The following is a 23,281-nucleotide window of genomic DNA, read 5'->3' on the forward strand; positions in this document are numbered from 1 at the left end:
CAACTGCAGGATTCAAATTCAACCTGTTTTCAACTGTTCCGCCTCTTCATTACGATACAGGATGACAGGATATTCACCTTTCGTTATAACCTGTTCATTAATGACGCATTCTTGAACATGTTCTTTGGAAGGCAGATCATACATGACATCCAGCATCGCCTCTTCCATCACTGACCGCAACCCCCGTGCCCCTGATTTTCTTTTCATCGCCTTTCTGGCAATAGCTACAAGAGCACCTTCGGTAAAACGAAGAGTAATATCGTCGAACTCGAATAATTTACCATATTGTTTGACAAGGGCATTTTTGGGCTCTTTAAGAATGCGGATCAGATCTTCTTCCTCCAGCTCTTCCATGGAAGCTATGACCGGCAACCTTCCGACAAGCTCTGGAATAAGCCCAAATTTCAGTAAGTCTTCAGGTTGTACAGAGGCGAGGAGTTCTCCAAGCTTTTTCTTCCCGTCATCCAGTACTTTAGCCCCGAAACCTATGGACTTTTTCCCCTGCCTTCTTCTAACCACACTGTCAAGCCCGACAAAGGCTCCACCACAGATAAAAAGAATATTTGTTGTATCTATCTGTACCAGCTCCTGCTGGGGGTGCTTCCTGCCTCCCTTCGGCGGAACTGAAGCCATGGTGCCTTCAATGATTTTTAAGAGAGCCTGTTGGACACCCTCCCCCGAAACATCACGGGTGAGCGAAGGACTGTCTGATTTTCTGGCAATTTTATCTATTTCATCAATATAGATAATACCCCGTTGAGCCACATCCACATCGTAATCAGCTGCCTGAAGCAGATTGACGAGAATATTTTCCACATCATCCCCCACATATCCCGCTTCTGTCAGGGTAGTGGCATCCGCCATGCAGAAAGGTACATTCAGTATCCTGGCCAGGGTCTGAGCAACAAGAGTTTTTCCGGAACCAGTCGGGCCAATCAGAATGATATTTGATTTTTGCAGTTCAACGGACTCATCATCAACAGGCGCATCTATTCTTTTATAGTGATTATGGACCGCCACCGACAAAACCTTTTTCGCATGGGACTGGCCGATTACGTAATCATCAAGATGTGCATTGATCTCACGTGGTTTCAATGCAGCCGCAGGTGCACTGTCATCGCCACCTGCATCACTGTCATCTGCCTGATCGACCACTATTTCATTGCAGAGTTGAATACACTCATCACAAATAAAAACATCCGGTCCGGCTATAAGCTTTTCAACCTCATCCTGCTTTTTTCCGCAAAATGAGCAGTTGCAATCCGGCCCCCGGCCATCAATATCATCCATACCTATTTTTCCTCAGCTATCTCTTCACGGTTTGCAAGCACTTTATCAATGATACCATATTCCATTGCTTCTGATGGTCCCATAAAATTATCCCGCTCGGTATCAAGACTTACTTCTTCAACGGTGCGTTTACTGTGACGGGCCAGAATGGTGTTGAGATCTTCTCTCATTCGCAAAATTTCCCTGGCGTGTATATCAATATCCGTTGCCTGACCCTGAAAACCTCCCATCGGTTGATGAATCATGATTCTCGCATTAGGCAATGAATATCGCTTCCCCTCGGTTCCAGCAGCCAAAAGGAGAGCACCCATGGAAGCAGCCTGTCCCATGCACAGGGTTGCGATGTCACATTTGATATATTGCATTGTATCATAGATAGCCATCCCCGCGGTCACGGAACCACCAGGAGAATTGATATAAAATGTCACGTCTTTTTCAGGATCTTCAGCTTCAAGGAAGAGTAACTGGGCTACGATAACATTGGATACATCATCGGTCACTCCCCTCCGAGAAAAATAATCCTCTCCTTGAGAAGGCGGGAGTATATGTCATACGCGCGCTCACCCCGGGGACTCTGCTCAACAACCATAGGTACAAGATTCATTGCATTCACTCCACTCTCTTCAAAAGGGATCTTATTATAAATATCATAATGATTTTTATTGTGATTTCAATTTGTCCTCTGAATTCACAACCGTATCTATTCGACAAACCTGCATGGCCGAACTGAATATATAGTTCACTCATTCCTTTTTGGTGTACCAGCCAATGAAAATTCGACTGTGGCGGAACAACCTTGCGTAGAGGATTTACAGCCCCCCATGAACTCAGACCATTGTCAAAACTACTCGACTGCATCGGACAAAACGTCTGATGCAGTCGATTGATACATTTTCAAACAGAAGTAATATCACTCCCGAAATCAGTTACACTATTATAAGGCTTTTCATTTCAGAAGCAAGAAAGGTAGGTTTTATTCCTCCTCATCCTTTTCAGCAACTGGTTCCGGTTCTTTTTCTTCCTTTTCCACAGCCTCGGCCAGTACTGCCTCATCCCTTAGAAAAGCAAGGATCTTTTCATTCAGCAGCTCATTCATAAACGGGAGGAGATCGTCCCTGCTTTGAAAATATTCCTTAACTTTGGCAACCGGCATATTGTATTGATCAGCGATTCGTTTGAAACCACGTTCAAGATCTTCATCTGAAACTTTGATCTCTTCGACTTCGGCGATTTTCTTTAAAATAAAATCTCCACGAACCCGTTTTACTGCCATTTCCTCGTTCTGTTCGGCAAGTTTTTCTCTGCTGAGGCCTGCCGACTCAAGACTCAAACCGCTCTGTTCAAGCTGTTGCTCTGTCTGTTTAATCATCTGTTCAATTTCGAAGGCCACCAACCGCTTCGGCACTTCAAATTCATGGGTTTCGAGCAGTTTCTGCATGAGTCTGTCGGTCACAGTACCTTCGGCCCTCTCCTCGCGTTCTTTTGTTCGTCTCTCCAGGATAGAGGCTTTTAAATCATCCATGGTCTTGAATTCCTCGCCCACATCTTTTGCAAATTCATCATCAAGATCAGCAAGAACACGTTCCTTGACATCTTTTACCTTGATACGGAATTCCACCTTCTTTCCTTTCAAAACAGGATTAGGATGGGACGAAGGGAAATCCACTTCGTGAGTAGCTTCCTCATCTTTCTTCATTCCAATCAGTTTTTCTTCAAATTCCTTTCCCATATTGCCGGAACCGACATCAACGGAATAGTCATCATTTTTCACCTGGGCCATGGGTTCCCCATTTTCATATCCCTGGAAATCCACGATAACCACATCACCTTCCTGAACCGCTCTGTCACTGACGGACCTGAGCGCGGCCATATTTTTCTGCATCTCTTCAAGCTCAAGCTGCACTTCCTCATCGGTCACCAGTACATCGACTTTCTCAACTTCCAGTCCTTTATATTGTCCCAGTTCAAATTCCGGACGGATGTCAACGTCGGCGACAAAGGTAAAGCTGCCATCATCGTTGAATTTTGCACTCTTGATATCAGGGTGGACAACCGGATCAATCCCTTCTTTTTCAATGGCCGTAAAGTAATTTTCCTGAACCAGTTTTTCACCGGTTTCCCCTTCAACCTGGGGTTTATATTGCTTTACAATAATTGAACGTGGGACTTTTCCACGGCGAAACCCTTTCATTTTCACTTCACTTTTCAGCTTATCATACTCTGCATCAAGTAAAGGCTTCACATCTTCCACCGGCAATGTTACCGTTATTTTCCTGGTCAGCTCACTGACTTCTTCAACATTGACTTCCATTGAGTACCATCCTTTCGTTTAATTAATATACCATTCCAGACAGGGCTGCCCATGAGTATTGACAGGCATGCAGGCCGCCGGCATACCATTTCCCGAAATTGCAGCCATTCGAAATGAAATACATCCTACAAGTGTGAACTCCAATCAGCATGAAAAGAATTTACACCCGGTTTCAATCAAAAATAAAAAGTAAAAAATATAAAAATCCAGGCCCTCATTTCAGATCGCTTGCAGGAGAAACAGGTTTCTGAAAATGACCATAAACATTAAGATTGATCTTGCTGATGACCTTTAAAATATTAATTGCTCTCTGTCAACGCAATAGCGCTCTACAGTAATCCCGCTTTTAAAATAGTCAATGTATAATCTGATTACGGGCAAAGCTCAACCTGGCAATTTTCCCTAAAGAGAAGTAACTGTAATATCGGTGTATTGAAATTCCGCTATTCGCAGACTCATCGCAACAACTTAAAATCAATACTTTTATCCACTTTCCTTCCGCAAAACCATCAAACTATCTCTTGATATCTTGGCATCAATTGTATATACAACTTTGTAACTCTCTCTGAATTTCTCTATTTGGAATAGTTAGTGTCTGTCCAGAAATGAGATTTATTGTTCGAGATCAAGGAGCATAGAAAAATAAAAAGCGCAGCATATTAAACATATGTGAGTATTTTTATTTTTCGTAGCGACGCAGAAATCGGGCAAAAAGGCCATTTATGGACAGGCACTAGCTATGCAGTTGGCCCATCTACCGGTTCTCTACCAAAGATGGGATACAAATTCAATTCTGCTTTAAGGGGTGAAAATATGGGTATAAAATCAATATGCAAAATCTTAATGCTTTTCACACTGGCCTCGTCTTTCGCTGTAACCGCAACTGCGGCTGAAACAGTCAAAATCGGCATAAATGTTCCCCTGACAGGATTTGCAGCATCAGACGGTAAATCTGCTTTGAATGGTGCAAAACTGGCTGTGGAACAAATCAACAGTTCTGGTGGAATCCTTGGCAAAAAACTGGAACTGGTTGTCTATGATGATCAGGCAAGCCCTAAACAATCCGTACCGATTGCCACCAAGCTCATTGAGAAAGACAAGGTAACGGTTGGTGTTTCCTGCAGTTATTCAGGAGCTACCCGTGCAGCAGCCGGAATTTACCAGTCTGCCGGTGTACCATATATTGCGGCCTATGCAATCCATCCGGATATAACAAGGGCCGGAGATTTTGTATTCCGCACATCCTTTGTCGGTGAAGTCCAGGGAAGAGCCGGTGCAAAGCTGGCAGGAGATATCCTGAAGAAAAAACGGGCCGTTCTTATTACCTTGAACAACGATTTCGGGAAATCACTGGTGGCCGGATTTCGCGAAAAAGCCGAAAACTACGGTATAACAATCGTCAACGAGTATCCCTACTCCATAAAAGATCGGCAGTTCGGTCCCATTGTCGCCAGGGTCAAAGCTGACAAACCCGATGTAATCTATGCAACCGGATACTATTTCACGGCAGGTCCCCTGGTAACACAATTGCGAACAGCCGGGATAAAAGCTACAATTATCGGCCAGGAAGGATTTGACACTCAGACATTTATCAAAATAGCCGGCGCTGCTTCGGAAGGTGTCATTATAACGACTTCCCTTGATCGTGATTCTTCATCGAAAGAAACCAGTGATTTCATTCGAGAATATGAAAAAATGTTTAACCACAAAACTGACATGGTTGCAGCCTCCGGTCATACCGCCGTAAAAGTTGCCGCAGCAGCAATTCAGCATGCAGGCAATACAGACAGAAAAAATGTCAGAGACAGTATTGCCGGAACAAAACTTGTGGCCTCAACCGGGACAATTTCCTTTAACAATCTTGGTGAAGTCATTAAAAATGTTCAGGTACAGATTGTCAAAGATGGTCAGTTCAGACATTTTGCAGTTATCAGTGACAAAAAACTGCTTGCACCACCGACCAGGTAATTTCAGAGCTGTATTTACCCTTCGGGATAAAAGCATGGCCGGGCCGGCTGGCTCGGCCATTTATGCCCTGTGGATATTTATTCTTTCTGGGTGCAGACTGAGAGACCTGTGATCACATACCTTTTATATAAAATTATACTCAATGCTCTTCCTTGACCTCCTTATCCAGGGATTGATTCAGGGCGGTATCTATGCTCTGATTGCAATCGGCCTGACCCTCGTGTACGGCCTTTTAAGAATTCTTCACGTGGCTCATGCGGGCCTCTATACACTGGGTGGCTACCTCACCCTGTATTTGACTAATTTTACAGGAAATTTTCCACTATCCATCAGCATATCCATGATCGGAGTCGGCCTGATCGGCATGGTGATTTATCGCCTGATCTACCAACCTATACTGGAAAAACCACCTTTTGTAGCTCTTATCGCCTCAATCGGTCTCTTTATTGCCATGGAGGAGATCTATCGAATTATTTTCGGCCCATACGGACTCACTTTTGTAAAAGCCCCCCTCCAGAATACACTTAATATTGGAGGAACCTATCTAAGACAATGTGAAATTGTGGCCATTCTTCTGGCAGCCTTTCTCATCTCTGCTCTCACTCTTTTCACCAGGTACAGCCGTATCGGCATCGCCTGGCGGGCAACGGTAACTGATCCGGGTATGGCACAGAGTTTTGGCGTTGATGTCAAAAAAGTTCGATATCTTAACTTTTTTATAGGCTCAGCCATGGCCGCCGGTGCAGGATCAATGGTAGCCCTGATCAATAATCTTGTTGAACCCACCATGGGCAGCGTACCCAGTTATAAAGCTCTTGCTATTATCGTACTCGGTGGTTTAGGAAACGTCAGGGGTACCCTCATTGCTGCACTGGTCATCGGTATTGCCGAATCATTTGGAACCATTTACCTTGGAAATATTCTGGACAGGGACTCTATTGCCTTTGCTCTCCTGATCCTGGTACTTATGGTAAAACCCACTGGTCTGTTTGCGGGGAGGTAAAAATGGAATATGAAATCAGCCTGCTGACCATCATGGGAATAGCCATCATAGGAGCTCTCAGCCTGAATCTCATTGTTGGATTTTGTGGCCAGATCAGCCTTGGCCATGGCGCATTCATCGGAACTGGAGCCTACACATCAGCCCTTCTGACAGGCGCGGGAATATCTTTCTGGATAGCTCTTCCGGCAGGTATGTTTCTCGCGGGAATTCTTGGAATCATCGTGGGTTTTGCTAGTCTGCGGGTCCGGGATGATTTCCTGGCCATAACCACCATGGGCGTGGTTTTTCTTTTTCTCGGTATCGTCAGAAAACAGGACTTCCTTGGCGGTGAAATGGGAATCGCCATGATCCCCGACCCCGGTCTAGGAAAACTCGGTTATATGATTTTTGTCCTCTCACTCGCCCTTGCCCTGGCCCTTTTCAGTCTTTACCTTAAACGTTCCTGGATGGGCTTCGCCTTTGACGCTATTGCTGATGATGAAGATACTGCAGGCCTTGTCGGGATCAACAGTGCCCGATACAAACTCATTGCTTTCGGACTGGGCACGTGTTTTGCCGGTCTCTCGGGAGTTCTTTACGCCCACAACGTCCGTTTTATTGATCCGGAGAGTTTTGGGTTCGTCGAATCTATTACAGTACTGTCCATGGTTGTAATCGGAGGTACGGGTTCCGTATGGGGGGTCACTGTCGCAGCCGCAATTCTCTCCATTTTCCCCATGTGGTTTCAATTTATTGATGATTACAAATTACTGGTATACGGAGGACTTCTCTGCACAATCATGCTTTTCAGTCCCGATGGTTTAAGTGGCATTGCCGGTCGAATCTTCAGCAAAGCAGGAAGGAGAAAAACTGATGCTTCGGGTTGATAATATAACCGTCCTGTTTGGTGGAGTCACTGCATTGAAAGACATCAGCCTTCACACCGACAGTGGTGATTTCATGGGATTGATCGGACCAAATGGGGCCGGAAAAACAACACTTATGCGCGCCATTACCGGAACAGTGAAACCTGCTGAAGGTTCTGTTTATCTCCAGGAAAAATGCCTGGATCATCTTGCCTGTCATGATCGTATCCGATCCGGTATAGGGCTCTCCCAGCAAATTGTACATCCTTTCACCTCAATGACGGTACTGGAAAATGTTGTACTTGTAGCGGGTTATGAAAGAACCAAAAACCCTATGCGTTCCATCTTCAGTCGAACAAGAAAGGAGGAAGAAGAAAAAGCATTTGAATTATTAAAACTTCTCAATATTGACAAGATTGCCGGAGAAAAACCAACAAACCTGCCCCTTGGCTATTTAAAACGGCTGGAGGTTGCCCGGGCACTGGCGCTGGATCCTGCAATACTCCTGTTGGACGAACCTCTGGCTGGTCTCAACCAGACGGAAGCCAGGCAACTGGCCGATCAGCTGGCAGAACTCAATAGGCTCGGGCAGACAATTTTACTGATTGAACATAACCTGGGGGAAGTTATTCGTATCTGCAAAACACTGGCAGTCATTGATAACGGTACCCTGATCAGTATAGGACAACCTGAATCGGTCATGAACGAACCGAAAGTCAGAAAAGCATACCTTGGAGAAGAACATCATGCTCTCCCTTGAAAATATGAGTTGCGGATACGGTAACCTGACTGTTATCGATAAGTTATCGTTTCATATTGCCAAAGGGAGTATTTTTGCCCTGATAGGTCCCAATGGTGCTGGAAAAAGCTCTACCATCATGGCCATTGCCGGTCATGTGCGTATTAAAGCCGGTTCCGTCTTTTTTAAAGATCAGGATATCACTCATATCTCCATCCAGCAACGCGTCCGTATCGGCATTGCTCTTGCCCCGGAAGGCCGGAGGCTTTTTTCAGACATGACTGTCAACGATAACCTGGCCATGGGCAGTTTTTCTCTTCCCAGGAAACGATTTCACTCAAACCGTGAAAAAGTTTTTAAACTCTTCCCCCGATTAAAGGAAAGAAAGGAACAGAGAGCCGCTTCCCTGTCAGGCGGTGAACAGCAGATGCTCGCCATAGGCCGGGCACTCATGGCTGAACCTGAGCTCCTCATTATAGACGAACTCTCGCTGGGGCTCATGCCCAAAATTATCGATCTCTGTTACGGTGCTATTTCCTTCCTGAAAGACCAGGGTGTCACAATCCTTCTGGTGGAACAGAATACCAGCAAGGCTCTTGAAATTGCCGACCACATCTGTGTTCTGGAATCTGGTCGTAACGTCTGGCAGGGTTCTGCAGCAAATGCCAGAAAAGATCCTGCCCTTATTTCCGCCTATCTGGGGCTGACTGAAGGATAAGCCAGTATGACTGGCCCCAATGGCTCAGCAGCAAAATGACCTCCATAGCAGGATTTTCAGATAAACAAGTATAAAACCAAGAAAAGGAGTTACAGAAAAACCTGTAACTCCTTGATTTCACAACTGGTGCGAGAGGGGGAGTCGAACCCCCACACCGTAAGGCGCCAGATCCTAAGTCTGGTGCGTCTACCAGTTCCGCCACCCTCGCTCCCAAATTTACTGTTACATCTGAGAAAACAATTCAAGCAATTTTAATAATCAACCCAGGTGAAACCGTCAAGATTATACTTTCTTACCGGAGTAATTCTCCAAAAGCTGATCCTTTACCAATTTTTTTTTTGCTTTACCAGTTTTTTTTCATGATAACTCTTCCAAGCATTCCATAAGAGCTTATTAACAATATTGCCAAAAACCTGAAGAATGGCTATTGTTCATCTGCAACTAGGTATCCTTTTTCAGTCGAGTCCTGTATCTGTTCTTAATTTGAGAAGATCGGTAAAGAAAAACACGGTTTTGCCTGACCGACACGACTGGACAAAAAAGCTCAACTATTTATGCCCTTAGGCATGTTAATACCCTTTGAGTGCAACAAAACAATGAAAATCCGGCTGCGACAAAACGACCTTTGGCAGTAGAATTTTCATTTAAATTAATAATAATTTTTTCCCACACATCAATTCTGAGGTCTACATGAAGATATCAAAAATCCACGTACTGAGCCTTGCTTTCTTCTGCATGGCTACCACAAGTACCAGTGCCCTCACGGCGACATTTGAAGGTCAGAATGAACATGTTGAATGGAAAGCTGTTCAAAGTTGGCCCACCGGCAACAGAACCCTTGACATGGTTCACTCCCTCGACGGCAAATACATTTTTATTCTCAATGATAAACAGCAGGTTCAGGTCTTTAACAGACAGGGCCAACTGCAGGGATCCATTCCGGTAAATAAAGGAGTTTCGGCCATTGACATCGCCCCTCAGGGGGAAATGCTTTATCTCATTGACAATGACAATAATTCTTTTACGGCAGTTTCCATCTCGTTTGTCGTCAATATTGATACGGCTGATTCACCATTCAAAGGTCCGGTAAACGCGCCGGTGACAATAGCCGTTTTCACGGATTTTGAGTGACCTTACTGTGGCAAGATTCTGCCACTGCTCGAGCAGGTGCTCGAAAAAAACCCTGAAACAGTCAAAATTGTGTTCAAAAACATGCCCCTGAAATTCCATAAAAGTGCCGATCCAGCGGCACGGGCTGCCCTTGCTGCAAAAGAGCAGGGAAAATTCTGGGAATTTCATGACAAGCTTTTTGCGGCAGATAAGCTGAACATGGATATCATAAAAAAAATCGCTGTTGAGCTCAAACTTGACATGGCACAGTTCGAAAAAGATATGAACTCTCCCCGGATCAGAGCCCGCCTGGAAAAAGACCTTCTGGACGCCCAGAAAGCCGGTGTTACCGGAACACCAACAGTTTTTATTAATGGCAGAACGCCGAAACGAAGAAGTCTTGCCGGGTTTCAGCTCATTATTAATGATGAACTGACAAAACTTAAAAATTAAAAGTAGATGGATTCACAATTTATCCGACGGGAAATTCACTTTCCTGACAATGGAACAGCAGGAACCCTCTATGGGGACCTCAACAGAAATCTCCATATCCTGGAAAAAAGTTCCGGTGTTACTATCAATGCCAGGGGAACCGGGTTGCAGGTAATCGGGTTTCCCCACGAAGTTGCACTGGTAACCGACCTGCTTAATCAACTCTATTCTCTTATTACCAGAGGATACCCGGTTTATTCTTCCGATCTAGCTTTCGGTTTGAAAATACTCGAAACGGACCCGAAAGCTAGACTGGATAAAATATTTCTGGACAAAATTTACATTACGACTAAAAACCGCATTATCTCTCCAAAAACAAAAAATCAAAAAATTTACATTGAAGCCATTCGAAATAATGACATCGTTTTCGGAATAGGCCCTGCTGGCACGGGGAAAACATATCTGGCTGTTGCAATGGCTGTTTCAGCACTGGTGAACGAACAGGTTCGATCCATAATACTCACCCGTCCGGCCGTAGAGGCAGGGGAAAAACTTGGATTTCTTCCTGGCGATGTAGCCCAGAAAGTCAACCCTTACCTGAGACCTCTCCACGATGCCCTCAATGACATGCTTGGTCCTGAAAGAAGTATGGATCTCATAGAAAAAGATGTAATAGAAATTGCCCCCCTGGCCTTTATGAGAGGGCGAACACTCAGCAACTCCTTTATTATTCTGGATGAGGCCCAAAACACAACCAGGGAACAGATGAAGATGTTTCTCACCAGAATAGGATTTGATTCCAGGGCCGTTATAACAGGTGATATTACCCAGATTGACCTACCGGGAAAAAATAATTCCGGACTCCTTCAGGCTCAAAAAATACTTCACAATATTAAAGGAATATCTTTTTGCAAATTCTCCAGAGAAGACGTGGTACGGCACCCTCTTGTGCAAAAGATAATCTCAGCATATGAAAGGCGGGAGAAAAAATCTTATGCCGACAGACCTGACCATTCGTTGTAAAAAGAAATTTCCTGTCTCTCCTGCCAGAATAAAAAAGCTTTCCAACTGGCTATTGAATGAATGCGGCGTTGCCAACCATACCGTGAGCATTCTTCTCGTTGATGACCGGGGAATCAGGGAACTCAACAGAACCTACCGACAACAGGATAAACCAACAAATGTTCTCTCATTTCCTTTGGCCCATGGTGCTGCTGAAACACTTGCCACCATACCGGTCTCAGAACTTGGGGATATTGTGATTTCACTTGAAACAGCTGTTAATGAATCCAGGGAATATAATCAGCCAATATATGATCGCTTTGCCTGGCTGCTGACTCATGGCCTCCTCCACCTGCTTGGATTTGATCACGAGAAGTCCAGGAGTGAGGCGGAAAAAATGTTTTCTGAAGAAAAAAAAATACTTTCCAAACTACGTAATTACAGGAGATCTGCAATGACACAACTTGCAATCAATGTCGACCATGTTGCAACCATCAGACAGGCACGAGGGATTAAAGAACCCGACCCGGTTGCAGCAGCAGCCATCTGTGAGCTTGCTGGAGCTTCAGGGATTGTCGTTCACCTGCGGGAAGACCGCCGACATATCCAGGACAGGGATGTGCGATTATTACGCGAAACAGTAAAAACCAAACTTAATCTTGAAATGGGGGCAAACAAGGATATTATCAAATTCGCCCTTAACCTCAGACCTGATTTAATCACTCTCGTTCCTGAAAATCGCCAGGAACTTACAACGGAAGGAGGTCTTGATCTTTTATCTCAAAAAAAGAAAATCGCAAAAGTTATTGAGAAAATGGACAAAAAAAACATACCTGTTTCCATCTTTATCGATCCCGACCCTCAACAGATTGCCATAGCCAGAGAAATAGGAGCTACATTCGTAGAACTCCATACGGGCGCTTATTGCGACGCACAAAACAGTGCCGACAGGGAAAAAGAATTCGGTCTCCTTGCAACGGCTGCTGAAGAGGCTTTTCATGCGGGTCTGCGGGTATGTGCAGGACATGGGCTGGATTACCAGAATGCAGGACACGTAGCCGGACTGGATGCTATAGAAGAACTTTCAATAGGCCACTCGGTTATATCCAGGGCTGTTTTTTCAGGACTTGATCTTGCAGTGAGAGATATGCTGGCTATTGTTGAAAGCAGTTCCTTATCGTTGTAAAATATAAAAACGACTTAACCTTTTAAACTCCACGTATTGGAGATTGACAAGATTTATTCCGGTATGGTAAAAGCAACCAACTTGCCTGGATGGTGGAACTGGTAGACACCCGAGACTTAAAATCTCGTGGGCCTCGCGCCCGTGCGAGTTCGACTCTCGCTCTAGGCACCATATTTCAAAAGAGGGCTGCCGGGATTTTCCTTGCGGCCCTTTTTCTTTTCAATCTTTTTTATTTTCCATTCAAATATTCCTCACAGGTGCTATTATGAAAAAATTTATTATTCCTGTTGTAATCGCAGTTTTTTTCTCTTCATCAGCTCTAGCTGAAAATATCCAGGAAGAAGCAATTGACAGTCTTGCAACGGCTTCAACTTTTGTAAAAAAAGGGAATTACAGTAAAGCTGTTGAGGAGATAAACTATGCGCTGTCCAAGATCAACGAATTAACTGCTACCGGTCTTCTGAAATATATCCCACAACCGCCACAGGGTTTTACGCTTGATAATAAACAATCTCAGGGAACTGGGGCTGCTGCATCAATTGCCGGCAATGCCGGCGCAACAGCCAGTTATTCAAACCCTGCCGGTTCTTCACTTAACGTGAATATTGCAATTGGAGGAATGACCGGCAAAATGGCCAGCCTTGCTGCTTTCGGGCAAATGTTTGCGGGACTCGCCCAAAACGCAGGTGGTCCACAAACCAAACAGATTCGCGTACATGGCTATACCGGCACTCAAATCTTTAACAGCCAGGAAATGAGTGGAACACTAACTTTTCAAGTGGGACAGAAAACTTCTGTAACCATAGAAGGCAATAATATTGAATCCCCCGATGTGTTAAAAGCTCTTGCAAAAAATATAGATTTTCAGGGTCTTGAAGAAAATTTTTAGTTTCGATCCATTTAACTCTGGCAGCTGTTTTTTCCAATGTGGGGGAAGTGTAGTTTTCTGGCTTTCCCCATATATATACCTGCCAGGATATTGATCCATGTACTTGCCAGAGCAATCCATCAGTTATTCAGGGATTTAAAAATTTGCTTTTTTTCTTGAGAATTTTTCTCTTTTCTCAATTTTTTTATTCCTTTTAACCTTGTAACTTTAGGGAATAATTTTTATGACATCCGTATTTATACCTAATAGTTATCAGGGTTTCCACCCATTTACATCCTTCTTCTCCTCAAATATAATGGTATTAATTTCAAGGTTTACATTGAGGAGAAAAATTCAAAATGAAGAAAGATTTTGATGGCAAAATGACGTTTGTTGATTCCCCTTTCCAACCACATGCAAAAAATGAATATCTGAAAGAACATCTTTGCAATTCAAGTTCATCAAAAAGAATGTGTTTTATTGTCACTGAAAAACGGAGCAACTCGTGGGCAACAGACTTATATGCCTGTGAAAGAAAACCAAATAGATTTACTGTTTTCCACTAACTTTTGATTTCACACAGAAATAATATATGTGAATCCTTGGAAAATTAGAATTGTAGTTCGAAGCCAAGGAACAGGAATGTTAAAAATCACAGCATATTAGTCATTTGTGAGCATTTTTTGTTTTCCTGTGAAGCAGAGATCGGGAGAAAAGTCAATTTTTCAAGGTGCCTATGGATTAACTCCATGGATTATACCTGTAATGCTTCCATCACTTTTTTATTTGATTGACTTTACGTGCTTTTTTTCTATTGACACTTTTGCTACAATCATATCTTTAAATAATTTATCCCTAAAAAACCTTTCACCTTCATTTTCCCCTTGACGGCTGGCGAGTAATAAAGTAGTTTGCCGCGGTCTTTTGCAGATGTTGATGTGTTTTGCATTTTGTATGTGACGCTTCATTTGCTTGAAACAAAAGATGAAAACAGAGAACAAAGAGATTGACAGTTTAATATTTTTGTATTAAATTGTTTGCCTCACCGCGGAACTTGTACCGTGCGATTCGCTTGTTTTGAGCGGGTTGAGAGATGGTCCTTGAAAACTAAATAACAACATACAGCAAACGGGCCCAACGTGATTTTCAAATCACATTGAGCGATTTTTTTTTGTAATTCAAAAAAAGCAGAGCTCTTATATTTTAAGCACATATAAGTAACTGTTTCTCAAATTGAGAGACGGTCTAGGATATCAAACTGGAGAGTTTGATCCTGGCTCAGAACGAACGCTGGCGGCGTGCTTAACACATGCAAGTCGAACGCGAAATTTTTTCTTCGGAGAAAAGAGTAGAGTGGCGCACGGGTGAGTAACGCGTAAATAATCTACCCTCGCATCTGGGATAACCCACCGAAAGGTGTGCTAATACCGGATACGTTTTTACTGTTGCGAGACAGTGAGAAGAAAGGTGGCCTCTGATATAAGCTACTGTGCGGGGAGGAGTTTGCGTACCATTAGCTAGTTGGTAGGGTAATGGCCTACCAAGGCGACGATGGTTAGCGGGTCTGAGAGGATGATCCGCCACACTGGAACTGGAACACGGACCAGACTCCTACGGGAGGCAGCAGTGAGGAATATTGCGCAATGGGGGAAACCCTGACGCAGCGACGCCGCGTGGATGATGAAGGCCTTCGGGTCGTAAAATCCTGTCAGATGGAAAGAAGTGCATATTCATTAATACTGGATATGTTTGACGGTACCATCAAAGGAAGCACCGGCTAACTCCGTGCCAGCAGCCGCGGTAATACGGAGGGTGCAAGCGTTGTTCGGAATTACTGGGCGTAAAGCGCGCGTAGGTGGTTTGTTAAGTCAGATGTGAAAGTCCACGGCTCAACCGTGGAAGTGCATTTGAAACTGGCGGACTTGAGTACTGGAGGGGGTAGTGGAATTCCCGGTGTAGAGGTGAAATTCGTAGATATCGGGAGGAATACCGGTGGCGAAGGCGACTACCTGGCCAGATACTGACACTGAGGTGCGAAAGCGTGGGGAGCAAACAGGATTAGATACCCTGGTAGTCCACGCCGTAAACGATGTCAACTAGGTGTTGGGATGGTTAATCGTCTCATTGCCGCAGCTAACGCATTAAGTTGACCGCCTGGGGAGTACGGTCGCAAGATTAAAACTCAAAGGAATTGACGGGGGCCCGCACAAGCGGTGGAGTATGTGGTTTAATTCGACGCAACGCGCAGAACCTTACCTGGTCTTGACATCCCGGGAATCTTGTGGAAACACTTGAGTGCCTCTTTGAGGAGCCTGGTGACAGGTGCTGCATGGCTGTCGTCAGCTCGTGTCGTGAGATGTTGGGTTAAGTCCCGCAACGAGCGCAACCCTCGTCTTTAGTTGCCATCATTAAGTTGGGCACTCTAAAGAGACTGCCGGTGTCAAACCGGAGGAAGGTGGGGATGACGTCAAGTCCTCATGGCCTTTATGACCAGGGCTACACACGTACTACAATGGTAGAGACAAAGGGCAGCGACACCGCGAGGTGAAGCGAATCTCAGAAACTCTATCTCAGTCCGGATTGGAGTCTGCAACTCGACTCCATGAAGTTGGAATCGCTAGTAATCGTGGATCAGCATGCCACGGTGAATACGTTCCCGGGCCTTGTACACACCGCCCGTCACACCACGGGAGTTGGTTGTACCAGAAGCAGTTGAGCTAACTTTTCAAGAAGCAGGCTGCCAAGGTATGATTGGTAACTGGGGTGAAGTCGTAACAAGGTAGCCCTAGGGGAACCTGGGGCTGGATCACCTCCTTTTTAAGGAAGACGCATTAATTTACCTGGATCTTTGCATAATGCAGGGAGAGGAGTAAACAAGATGCCATTTCGGGGATTAACCCCGTTTGCTGGTTGTTATTTAGTTTTTGGGGGCCATGCTGGTCTTTTTTTTTGTTTGAAAGTATGCATTAAGCCGGGCCTGTAGCTCAGCTGGTTAGAGCGCACGCCTGATAAGCGTGAGGTCGGTGGTTCAAGTCCACCCAGGCCCACCATACGGGGGTGTAGCTCAGTTGGGAGAGCGCCTGCCTTGCACGCAGGAGGCCATCGGTTCGAACCCGTTCACCTCCACCATGGGACGATCTGGAGTTACGAGCTGATTTATACTTTTAATGGTATTGAAGGTATAAATCAGGACGTAAGCCTGAGAGTAAAAAGAGTGATCTTTGATAATTGAATAGTAGAGTAGTACAAAATCCTTTAAGCGCGTTTTTCATGTGATACACAGGTCAATTGATCGTCGTATTGAGAGATGGAAGGCGGAGTTTAGAGGTTACAGTAGTTGAGATCTTAAAAGTTTAATCAAGAGTTTATGGATAAGCTATTAAGGGCTAACGGCGGATGCCTTGGCATCGGAAGGCGATGAAGGACGTGGCAAGCTGCGATAAGCTTCGGGGAGTTGTTAACAGGCTTTGATCCGGAGATTTCCGAATGGGGAAACCCGACAGGAGTTATATCCTGTCATCTGTTACTGAATACATAGGTAGCAGAGGCGAACGCGGGGAATTGAAACATCTAAGTACCTGCAGGAATAGAAATCAAAAGAGATTCTGTGAGTAGCGGCGAGCGAAAGCGGAACAGCCCAAACCGGTAAATTTATTTACCGGGGTTGTAGGACCCCAATGTGGGATTGAAAATGTATAGCGGAACAGTATGGAAAGGCTGACCAGAGACGGTGATAGTCCGGTACGCGAAATGCAGTTTCACCCTAGGGAGTTCCTGAGTACCACGAGACACGTGAAACCTTGTGGGAATCTGGGAGGACCATCTTCCAAGGCTAAATACTAACCGATGACCGATAGTGAACGAGTACCGTGAGGGAAAGGTGAAAAGAACGGGGGAACCCGAGTGAAATAGAAACTGAAACCGTTAGCCTACAAGCAGTGGAAGCACTATGTATTTATACAGTGTGACCGCGTGCCTTTTGCATAATGAGTCAACGACTTACCCTGTGCAGCGAGGTTAAGCCGCGAGGTGGAGCCGCAGCGAAAGCGAGTCTTAATAGGGCGAATGAGTTGTATGGGGTAGACCCGAAGCCGGGTGATCTATCCATGGCCAGGGTGAAGTCTCGGTAACACGAGATGGAGGCCCGAACCGATATAGGTTGAAAACTGTTCGGATGAGCTGTGGATAGGAGTGAAAGGCTAATCAAACTCGGTAATAGCTGGTTTTCTCCGAAATATATTTAGGTATAGCCTCATATGATGACTGACGGAGGTAGAGCACTGACAAGACTAGGGGTCCCACCGGATTACCAACTCTTTTCAAACTCCGAATGCCGTCAAGTTCAAGTATGGGAGTCAGACTACGGGAGATAAGTTCCGTGGTCGAAAGGGAAACAGCCCAGACCGTCAGCTAAGGTCCCCAAATCTATGCTAAGTGGGAAAGGATGTGGAATTGCAGATACAACCAGGAGGTTGGCTTAGAAGCAGCAACCCTTTAAAGAAAGCGTAACAGCTCACTGGTCTAGTGATACCGCGCCGAAAATTTAACGGGGCTAAGCATAGTACCGAAGCTACGGATCGCGCCTTTGGCGCGATGGTAGGAGAACATTGTGGCCGCCTGAGAAGGTACACCGAAAGGAGTGCTGGAGGTTCCACAAGAGCTTATGTTGACACGAGTAGCGATAATGAGGGTGAGAAACCCTCACGCCGAAAGCCTCAGGTTTCCTGTAGTCAAGTTAATCTGCTCAGGGTTAGTCGGCCCCTAAGGCGAGGCCGAGAGGCGTAGTCGATGGGAAACAGGTTAATATTCCTGTACCACTTTTCTGATGTTATGGTAAGGGGTGACGGAGAAGGTAAGGCCATCCGGGCGTTGGTTGTCCCGGTTTAAGCGTGTAGACGGAGGACTCAGGCAAATCCGGGTTCTTGTTAACGTTGAGGCGTGATGACGATGTCTTTGAGACAACAAAGTGGCTGGTTCCATGCTTCCTGGAAAATCCTCGTATCTAGTCAGAGATGTGACCGTACCGTAAACCGACACAGGTAGGCAGGTAGAGAATACCAAGGCGCTTGAGAGAACTCTGGTTAAGGAACTCGGCAAAATAGCACCGTAACTTCGGGAGAAGGTGTGCCTGCATGGTGAAGTTATTTACTAATTGAGCCTGGTCAGGTTGCAGTGAAATGGGGGGAGCGACTGTTTACTAAAAACACAGGACTCTGCGAAGTCGAAAGACGAAGTATAGGGTCTGACGCCTGCCCGGTGCCGGAAGGTTAAGGGGACGTGTTAGTCTTTGGACGAAGCACTGAACCGAAGCCCCGGTAAACGGCGGCCGTAACTATAACGGTCCTAAGGTAGCGAAATTCCTTGTCGGGTAAGTTCCGACCTGCACGAATGGCGTAACGATTTCCCCACTGTCTCAACCAGAGACTCAGCGAAACTGTAGTACCGGTGAAGATGCCGGTTACCCGCAACAAGACAGAAAGACCCCGTGAACCTTTACTACAGCTTGGCATTGGTTTTTGAGGTAACATGTGTAGGATAGGTGGGAGACTTTGAAGCGGTGACGCCAGTCATCGTGGAGTCGTCCTTGAAATACCACCCTTGTTATCTTAGGAATCTAACTGCGGTCCGTAATCCGGATCCAGGACATTGTCTGGTGGGTAGTTTGACTGGGGCGGTCGCCTCCTAAAGAGTAACGGAGGCGCGCGATGGTTCCCTCAGGCTGATTGGAAACCAGCCGTAGAGTGTAAAGGCATAAGGGAGCTTGACTGCGAGACAGACATGTCGAGCAGGTACGAAAGTAGGTCTTAGTGATCCGGCGATTCCGCATGGAAGGGTCGTCGCTCAACGGATAAAAGGTACTCCGGGGATAACAGGCTTATCTCCCCCAAGAGTCCATATCGACGGGGAGGTTTGGCACCTCGATGTCGGCTCATCACATCCTGGGGCTGAAGCAGGTCCCAAGGGTTTGGCTGTTCGCCAATTAAAGTGGTACGCGAGCTGGGTTTAAAACGTCGTGAGACAGTTTGGTCCTTATCTGTTGCGGGCGCAGGATATTTGAGGAGATCTTTCCCTAGTACGAGAGGACCGGGATGGACGAACCTATGGTGTACCAGTTGTTCCGCCAGGGGCATTGCTGGGTAGCTAAGTTCGGCAGGGATAACCGCTGAAAGCATCTAAGCGGGAAGCCCACTCCAAGATAAGATATCCCATGGCTTAAGCCATCTGAAGGCTCGTGGTAGACCACCACGTAGATAGGTCGGGTGTGGAAGTGCAGTAATGCATGGAGCTTACCGATACTAATCAGCCGTGCGGCTTATCCATATTTTTTGATTATTACTCTACTGGCTGCACTACTATTCGATTATCATGTTTTTTATAGAAGATGACAGTAGGCAGGATATAGTTGGCAGATTAACAACAGGTATCTGCTGATCAGCGCCCTGCCAACATAATATTTGTAAACTTTGCAGGGACGGTTTGAGAGGCAAGAGTAGTCTTCTCCCTCACTCCTTACCCCTCACCAAATTTACGGCGGTCATAGCGAAGAGGATCCACCCGTTCCCATTCCGAACACGGAAGTTAAGCTCTTCAGCGCCGATGGTACTGCATGGGAGACTGTGTGGGAGAGTAGGTCACCGCCGTATCTCTTTAAAAAGCCCCAATGAGCTTCGCTCATTGGGGCTTTTTACTTTAAGGCTCTCCAGCACTGTTCAACAAACTGCTCTACTAAAAAATGTTCTCACTGGAAATACCTCAACAGCAAAAACATGCCAGGAATCGAAGGCAAAAGCAGAATAGCATCAGCCCTATTCGCCCTCAAACTCCATAATAGCAAAAACTGAACAATTCCTGAGCTGTGCCCGTCCGCCGAGATCAGGCAATTCTATAAGAAAAGCGCATTCGATGATATCGGCACCCAGTTTATTCACCAGTTGTACTGTTGCGCCTGCCGTTCCACCGGTGGCAATCAAGTCATCTACTATCACAACCTGTTCACCTGAATCAAGAGCATCCCTGTGAATCTCCAGAGTCCCAGAACCATACTCAAGACTATAAGATTCTTCCAGAGTTTCAGCGGGCAGTTTGCCTTTCTTTCTTACAGGTACAAAACCGATCCCCAGCTTATATGCCAGAACAGCACCAAAAACAAACCCTCTTGCATCGATACCAACTATTTTATCTACAGAACTTGCTTTATATCTTTCGTAAAGGATGTCACAGGACTTTTGAAATGCTGCAGGATCCAGCATCAATGTTGTCAAATCTCTGAAAATAACACCTTCCATCGGCCAACCGGGAATACTCCGAACACTCTTTTTCAGATCCATCAATCTTTTTCCTTAGTTTGTAGGTAAATTTCCTTCAAATGGACTTCAACCCCATAGCCTTACCGGAACAACATTTAATTTCAACTTGCAAATGTTCCGACGACCTTCACCAGCAACTGTTTTACATTGTCTGCATTTTTTTGAAAAACTGCAAGAATTTCATCCCAGGTAACAGGTTTTTCATCCTCCTTCCAGCAATCATAATCTGTCGACATGGCAACAGCTCCATATGGAATTCCAGCTTCGTTGGCGAGGATTACCTCAGGTGCCGTTGACATATTGATAACATCCGCTCCCCATATCCTGAACATATTTGACTCTGCAATGGTCGAAAAACGTGGTCCTTCTATTGTCACTACACACCCTGAGTAATGCACCTTTAAATCAAGAAACTTTGCCGTGTCGTAAAGAGTTCTACGTAAACTTTCATCAAAGGGTCGTGCCATTGCAGTATGAACAGCTCCATTTTCAAAAGAATCATGAAAACTGTTTTTCCTGAACCTCGTAAAATCAATAAACTGATCAAGAACAACCAGATCCCCCTGTCAATCTCTTCCCTGAGACTGCCGCAAGCCGTCGTAGCCAGAATATGAGTCACTCCCATTTTCTTCAGTGCAGCTATATTTGCCCTGTTATTCACCTGTGTGGGACTCAGTTGATGTTTTTTCCCGTGCCTGGCCAGGAGACATGTCTCAACTCCACCAATTTTACCACAGAGCAGCGTTGATGAAGGCTCTCCAAACTCCGTTTCAACACTTACCAGCTCCGGATTTTCTATAAGATCGGGATCATCAAGTCCCGATCCGCCAATAATACCAATTCTGACCATACATACCTCCCCTGCCCGCTCCTTATATTGTTTTACCGATCTCTCAGCATATTTTGGTAATTTGCCAATTCCATATGACTGAGATCACAGGTAATCAGAAAATTACGACCGCCAGATTTCAATTACATAATAATTCTATTCAACAGAAAAGCTGCACGCAACTCATTTATCTGAAAATTCCATAGCAAAAGGCCTTTTTGCTGCAGTCCGATTTTCGTTACTTTGTTGTACCCAAAGGGCATAAATTACCGAGCCGTTGGATCCGGCCATGCTGGTTTATCAGAATAATTTTTAGAGCAATTTATATGTTTTTGTGTAAAAAATATATAAGAAGATTTAGAATTATCTTTAACTTGAGTTTTCCACCAGTTCAGATTTCGCTGGCTGGATGTTCTCAAAACAACATATTACTCTGGCTATTGCCAAAATGTATTGAAGAATATGAATGAAATTCAGGTTAATGGCGGGATGAGGTTATGATAACTTCTTGCAATCAACATGGAGTCTGTAATGCTTAAAGTCGGATTTGTCGGATGGCGCGGTATGGTGGGATCAGTTCTTATGGAAAGAATGCAAAGTGAAAATAATTTCCAGGGAATTGAACCTTTCTTTTTCACTACTTCACAAGTTGGCCAGCAGGGTCCTGATGTTGGTTCTGGCAGTCAACCCCTTGTCGATGCCAAAGATATAAAAAAGCTGGCAGAAATGGATATAATCATGTCCTGCCAGGGTGGTAAATATACATCCGCTGTTTATCCCGAACTGAGAAAAAACTGGAATGGATTCTGGATTGATGCAGCCTCAACCCTCAGAATGGCAGAAGATTCAATAATTGTTCTGGATCCTGTGAATCGCAAAGTCATTGACCAGGGTCTGCGGGATGGTATTAAAAATTATATTGGAGGAAACTGTACTGTTTCACTTATGCTCATGGCATTGGGTGGTCTCTTTCAGGAAAACCTGATTGAATGGGTCAGCTCTATGACTTACCAGGCTGCCAGTGGCGCTGGAGCCGGGAATATGCGGGAACTAATCAGCCAGATGGGCGCTCTTGAAAAAGAAGTGGCAGAACTGCTCGCTGATCCTGCGTCTGCAATTCTTGAAATTGACCGTAAGATTACCGCAAAATTGAACGACGGGTCTCTTCCTCTTGAAAACTGGGGCGTACCCCTGGCAGCTAGTTTAATTCCTTGGATTGATATCCCTGTTGAAAATGGTCAGACCAGAGAAGAATGGAAAGGTTTTGTGGAAACGAACAAAATTCTTGGCAACCGGGGGGCAAGAGACATTCCGATTGATGGGCAATGTGTTCGTATAGGGGCAATGCGCTGTCACTCACAGGCTTTTACAATAAAACTGAAAAAAGATATTTCGGTAGGTGAAGTGGAAAACATTCTAACAAACCACAATCAATGGGTGCAGGTTATTGCCAACGAAAGAGAGATTACATCGAGGGAACTGACACCTGCCAATGCATCCGGCACATTGACAATACCAATCGGAAGAATTCGAAAAATGAATATCGGCCCCAGATACCTTACAGCATTTACGGTTGGAGATCAGCTGCTCTGGGGTGCAGCGGAACCGGTCAGAAGGATATTAATGATCATCCGCAGCTATCTGGAATAACTTTAACAAGCCCTGCTGATGCC

The 23,281-nt window shown here is 45.2% G+C and carries 14 protein-coding genes, 4 tRNA genes, 3 rRNA genes and 3 pseudogenes; 18 read left to right on the top strand and 6 right to left on the bottom strand.

The window, feature by feature from the left end:
• Positions 1-18: 18 nt before the first annotated feature.
• The 3 genes and pseudogenes from clpX to tig form a co-directional block, all read right to left on the bottom strand.
• Positions 19-1,290: an ATP-dependent Clp protease ATP-binding subunit ClpX gene (gene clpX / locus LO777_RS08665; protein WP_228857105.1), complete on the bottom strand. Its 1,272-nt coding sequence runs from the start codon at positions 1,288-1,290 to the stop codon at positions 19-21.
• 2 nt (positions 1,291-1,292) lie between these two features.
• Positions 1,293-1,894 (bottom strand): annotated as a pseudogene (gene clpP, locus LO777_RS08670) (ATP-dependent Clp endopeptidase proteolytic subunit ClpP).
• A 369-nt stretch (positions 1,895-2,263) separates the two neighbouring features.
• Complete coding sequence (tig, locus tag LO777_RS08675; protein ID WP_228857106.1) at positions 2,264-3,601, bottom strand: trigger factor; 1,338 nt, start codon at positions 3,599-3,601, stop codon at positions 2,264-2,266.
• Positions 3,602-4,444: 843 nt separating this feature from the next.
• On the opposite strand from tig, the gene LO777_RS08680 reads away from it, so the two are divergent.
• The 5 genes from LO777_RS08680 (at position 4,445) to LO777_RS08700 (ending at position 8,874) form a co-directional block, all read left to right on the top strand.
• Positions 4,445-5,569, top strand: a complete 1,125-nt coding sequence (locus LO777_RS08680; protein WP_228857107.1) for an ABC transporter substrate-binding protein — start codon at positions 4,445-4,447, stop codon at positions 5,567-5,569.
• Positions 5,570-5,711: 142 nt separating this feature from the next.
• A complete protein-coding gene (locus LO777_RS08685; protein WP_228857108.1) occupies positions 5,712-6,572 on the top strand; it encodes a branched-chain amino acid ABC transporter permease in 861 nt (286 codons plus the stop codon).
• Between the two features lie 2 nt (positions 6,573-6,574).
• Positions 6,575-7,438 (top strand): branched-chain amino acid ABC transporter permease, encoded by an 864-nt coding sequence (locus tag LO777_RS08690; RefSeq protein WP_228857109.1) that lies wholly within the window; start codon positions 6,575-6,577, stop codon positions 7,436-7,438.
• The gene (locus LO777_RS08695; protein ID WP_228857110.1) at positions 7,425-8,177 is read left to right on the top strand and encodes an ABC transporter ATP-binding protein; all 753 of its coding nucleotides are present in this window, start codon (positions 7,425-7,427) and stop codon (positions 8,175-8,177) included. The genes LO777_RS08690 and LO777_RS08695 overlap by 14 nt, the downstream gene beginning before the upstream one ends.
• Complete coding sequence (locus LO777_RS08700) at positions 8,164-8,874, top strand: ABC transporter ATP-binding protein (RefSeq protein ID WP_228857111.1); 711 nt, start codon at positions 8,164-8,166, stop codon at positions 8,872-8,874. Before LO777_RS08695 ends, LO777_RS08700 begins: the two co-directional genes overlap by 14 nt.
• Before the next feature lie 124 nt (positions 8,875-8,998).
• On the opposite strand, the gene LO777_RS08705 is transcribed toward LO777_RS08700, so the two are convergent.
• A tRNA-Leu gene (locus LO777_RS08705) sits at positions 8,999-9,082 on the bottom strand.
• A 482-nt stretch (positions 9,083-9,564) separates the two neighbouring features.
• On the opposite strand from LO777_RS08705, the gene LO777_RS08710 reads away from it, so the two are divergent.
• The 12 genes and pseudogenes from LO777_RS08710 (at position 9,565) to rrf (ending at position 20,116) form a co-directional block, all read left to right on the top strand.
• Positions 9,565-10,005: a YncE family protein gene (locus LO777_RS08710; protein ID WP_228857112.1), complete on the top strand. Its 441-nt coding sequence runs from the start codon at positions 9,565-9,567 to the stop codon at positions 10,003-10,005.
• 12 nt (positions 10,006-10,017) lie between these two features.
• Positions 10,018-10,437: pseudogene (locus LO777_RS08715) on the top strand (DsbA family protein); the annotation flags it as partial.
• 6 nt (positions 10,438-10,443) lie between these two features.
• On the top strand, positions 10,444-11,439 hold the full coding sequence (locus LO777_RS08720; protein ID WP_228857114.1) for a PhoH family protein: 996 nt from the start codon (positions 10,444-10,446) through the stop codon (positions 11,437-11,439).
• On the top strand, positions 11,411-12,604 hold the full coding sequence (locus tag LO777_RS08725) for a pyridoxine 5'-phosphate synthase (RefSeq protein WP_228857115.1): 1,194 nt from the start codon (positions 11,411-11,413) through the stop codon (positions 12,602-12,604). The genes LO777_RS08720 and LO777_RS08725 overlap by 29 nt, the downstream gene beginning before the upstream one ends.
• Positions 12,605-12,687: 83 nt before the next feature.
• Positions 12,688-12,775: transfer RNA gene (locus LO777_RS08730), tRNA-Leu, on the top strand.
• Positions 12,776-12,869: 94 nt separating this feature from the next.
• The gene (locus LO777_RS08735) at positions 12,870-13,493 is read left to right on the top strand and encodes a hypothetical protein (protein WP_228857116.1); all 624 of its coding nucleotides are present in this window, start codon (positions 12,870-12,872) and stop codon (positions 13,491-13,493) included.
• 338 nt (positions 13,494-13,831) lie between these two features.
• Positions 13,832-14,038, top strand: a complete 207-nt coding sequence (locus LO777_RS08740) for a hypothetical protein (RefSeq protein WP_228857117.1) — start codon at positions 13,832-13,834, stop codon at positions 14,036-14,038.
• Between the two features lie 689 nt (positions 14,039-14,727).
• A 16S ribosomal RNA gene (locus tag LO777_RS08745) occupies positions 14,728-16,289 on the top strand.
• A 156-nt stretch (positions 16,290-16,445) separates the two neighbouring features.
• Positions 16,446-16,522, top strand: a tRNA-Ile gene (locus LO777_RS08750).
• A gap of 3 nt (positions 16,523-16,525) precedes the next feature.
• Positions 16,526-16,601 (top strand) — tRNA-Ala (locus LO777_RS08755).
• Positions 16,602-16,841: 240 nt separating this feature from the next.
• Positions 16,842-19,793: ribosomal RNA gene (locus LO777_RS08760) — 23S ribosomal RNA — on the top strand.
• A gap of 206 nt (positions 19,794-19,999) precedes the next feature.
• Positions 20,000-20,116 (top strand): 5S ribosomal RNA (rrf, locus tag LO777_RS08765).
• Together the 16S, 23S and 5S rRNA genes with 2 tRNA genes alongside form the textbook arrangement of a ribosomal RNA operon.
• A gap of 162 nt (positions 20,117-20,278) precedes the next feature.
• Here the strand turns inward: rrf and LO777_RS08770 are convergent.
• Together LO777_RS08770 and mtnP are read right to left on the bottom strand one after the other, a co-directional pair.
• Complete coding sequence (locus LO777_RS08770; RefSeq protein ID WP_228857118.1) at positions 20,279-20,800, bottom strand: adenine phosphoribosyltransferase; 522 nt, start codon at positions 20,798-20,800, stop codon at positions 20,279-20,281.
• A gap of 80 nt (positions 20,801-20,880) precedes the next feature.
• Positions 20,881-21,629: pseudogene (mtnP, locus tag LO777_RS21005) on the bottom strand (S-methyl-5'-thioadenosine phosphorylase).
• Between the two features lie 510 nt (positions 21,630-22,139).
• Here mtnP and asd point away from each other — a divergent pair.
• Complete coding sequence (gene asd / locus LO777_RS08780; RefSeq protein ID WP_228857119.1) at positions 22,140-23,258, top strand: aspartate-semialdehyde dehydrogenase; 1,119 nt, start codon at positions 22,140-22,142, stop codon at positions 23,256-23,258.
• Positions 23,259-23,281: the final 23 nt, after the last annotated feature.

The sequence above is a fragment of the Desulfomarina profundi genome (genome assembly GCF_019703855.1).
Taxonomy (GTDB): Bacteria; Desulfobacterota; Desulfobulbia; order Desulfobulbales; family Desulfocapsaceae; genus Desulfomarina; species Desulfomarina profundi.

What these genes read in the sequence shown, in the direction of transcription:
- clpX (WP_228857105.1), bottom strand. Translation starts at nt 1,290, where the DNA reads ATGGATGATATTGATGGCCGGGGGCCGGATTGCAACTGCTCATTTTGC.
- tig (WP_228857106.1), bottom strand. Translation starts at nt 3,601, where the DNA reads ATGGAAGTCAATGTTGAAGAAGTCAGTGAGCTGACCAGGAAAATAACG.
- LO777_RS08680 (WP_228857107.1), top strand. Translation starts at nt 4,445, where the DNA reads ATGCTTTTCACACTGGCCTCGTCTTTCGCTGTAACCGCAACTGCGGCT.
- LO777_RS08685 (WP_228857108.1), top strand. Translation starts at nt 5,712, where the DNA reads ATGCTCTTCCTTGACCTCCTTATCCAGGGATTGATTCAGGGCGGTATC.
- LO777_RS08690 (WP_228857109.1), top strand. Translation starts at nt 6,575, where the DNA reads ATGGAATATGAAATCAGCCTGCTGACCATCATGGGAATAGCCATCATA.
- LO777_RS08695 (WP_228857110.1), top strand. Translation starts at nt 7,425, where the DNA reads ATGCTTCGGGTTGATAATATAACCGTCCTGTTTGGTGGAGTCACTGCA.
- LO777_RS08700 (WP_228857111.1), top strand. Translation starts at nt 8,164, where the DNA reads ATGCTCTCCCTTGAAAATATGAGTTGCGGATACGGTAACCTGACTGTT.
- LO777_RS08710 (WP_228857112.1), top strand. Translation starts at nt 9,565, where the DNA reads ATGAAGATATCAAAAATCCACGTACTGAGCCTTGCTTTCTTCTGCATG.
- LO777_RS08720 (WP_228857114.1), top strand. Translation starts at nt 10,444, where the DNA reads ATGGATTCACAATTTATCCGACGGGAAATTCACTTTCCTGACAATGGA.
- LO777_RS08725 (WP_228857115.1), top strand. Translation starts at nt 11,411, where the DNA reads ATGCCGACAGACCTGACCATTCGTTGTAAAAAGAAATTTCCTGTCTCT.
- LO777_RS08735 (WP_228857116.1), top strand. Translation starts at nt 12,870, where the DNA reads ATGAAAAAATTTATTATTCCTGTTGTAATCGCAGTTTTTTTCTCTTCA.
- LO777_RS08740 (WP_228857117.1), top strand. Translation starts at nt 13,832, where the DNA reads ATGAAGAAAGATTTTGATGGCAAAATGACGTTTGTTGATTCCCCTTTC.
- LO777_RS08770 (WP_228857118.1), bottom strand. Translation starts at nt 20,800, where the DNA reads ATGGATCTGAAAAAGAGTGTTCGGAGTATTCCCGGTTGGCCGATGGAA.
- asd (WP_228857119.1), top strand. Translation starts at nt 22,140, where the DNA reads ATGCTTAAAGTCGGATTTGTCGGATGGCGCGGTATGGTGGGATCAGTT.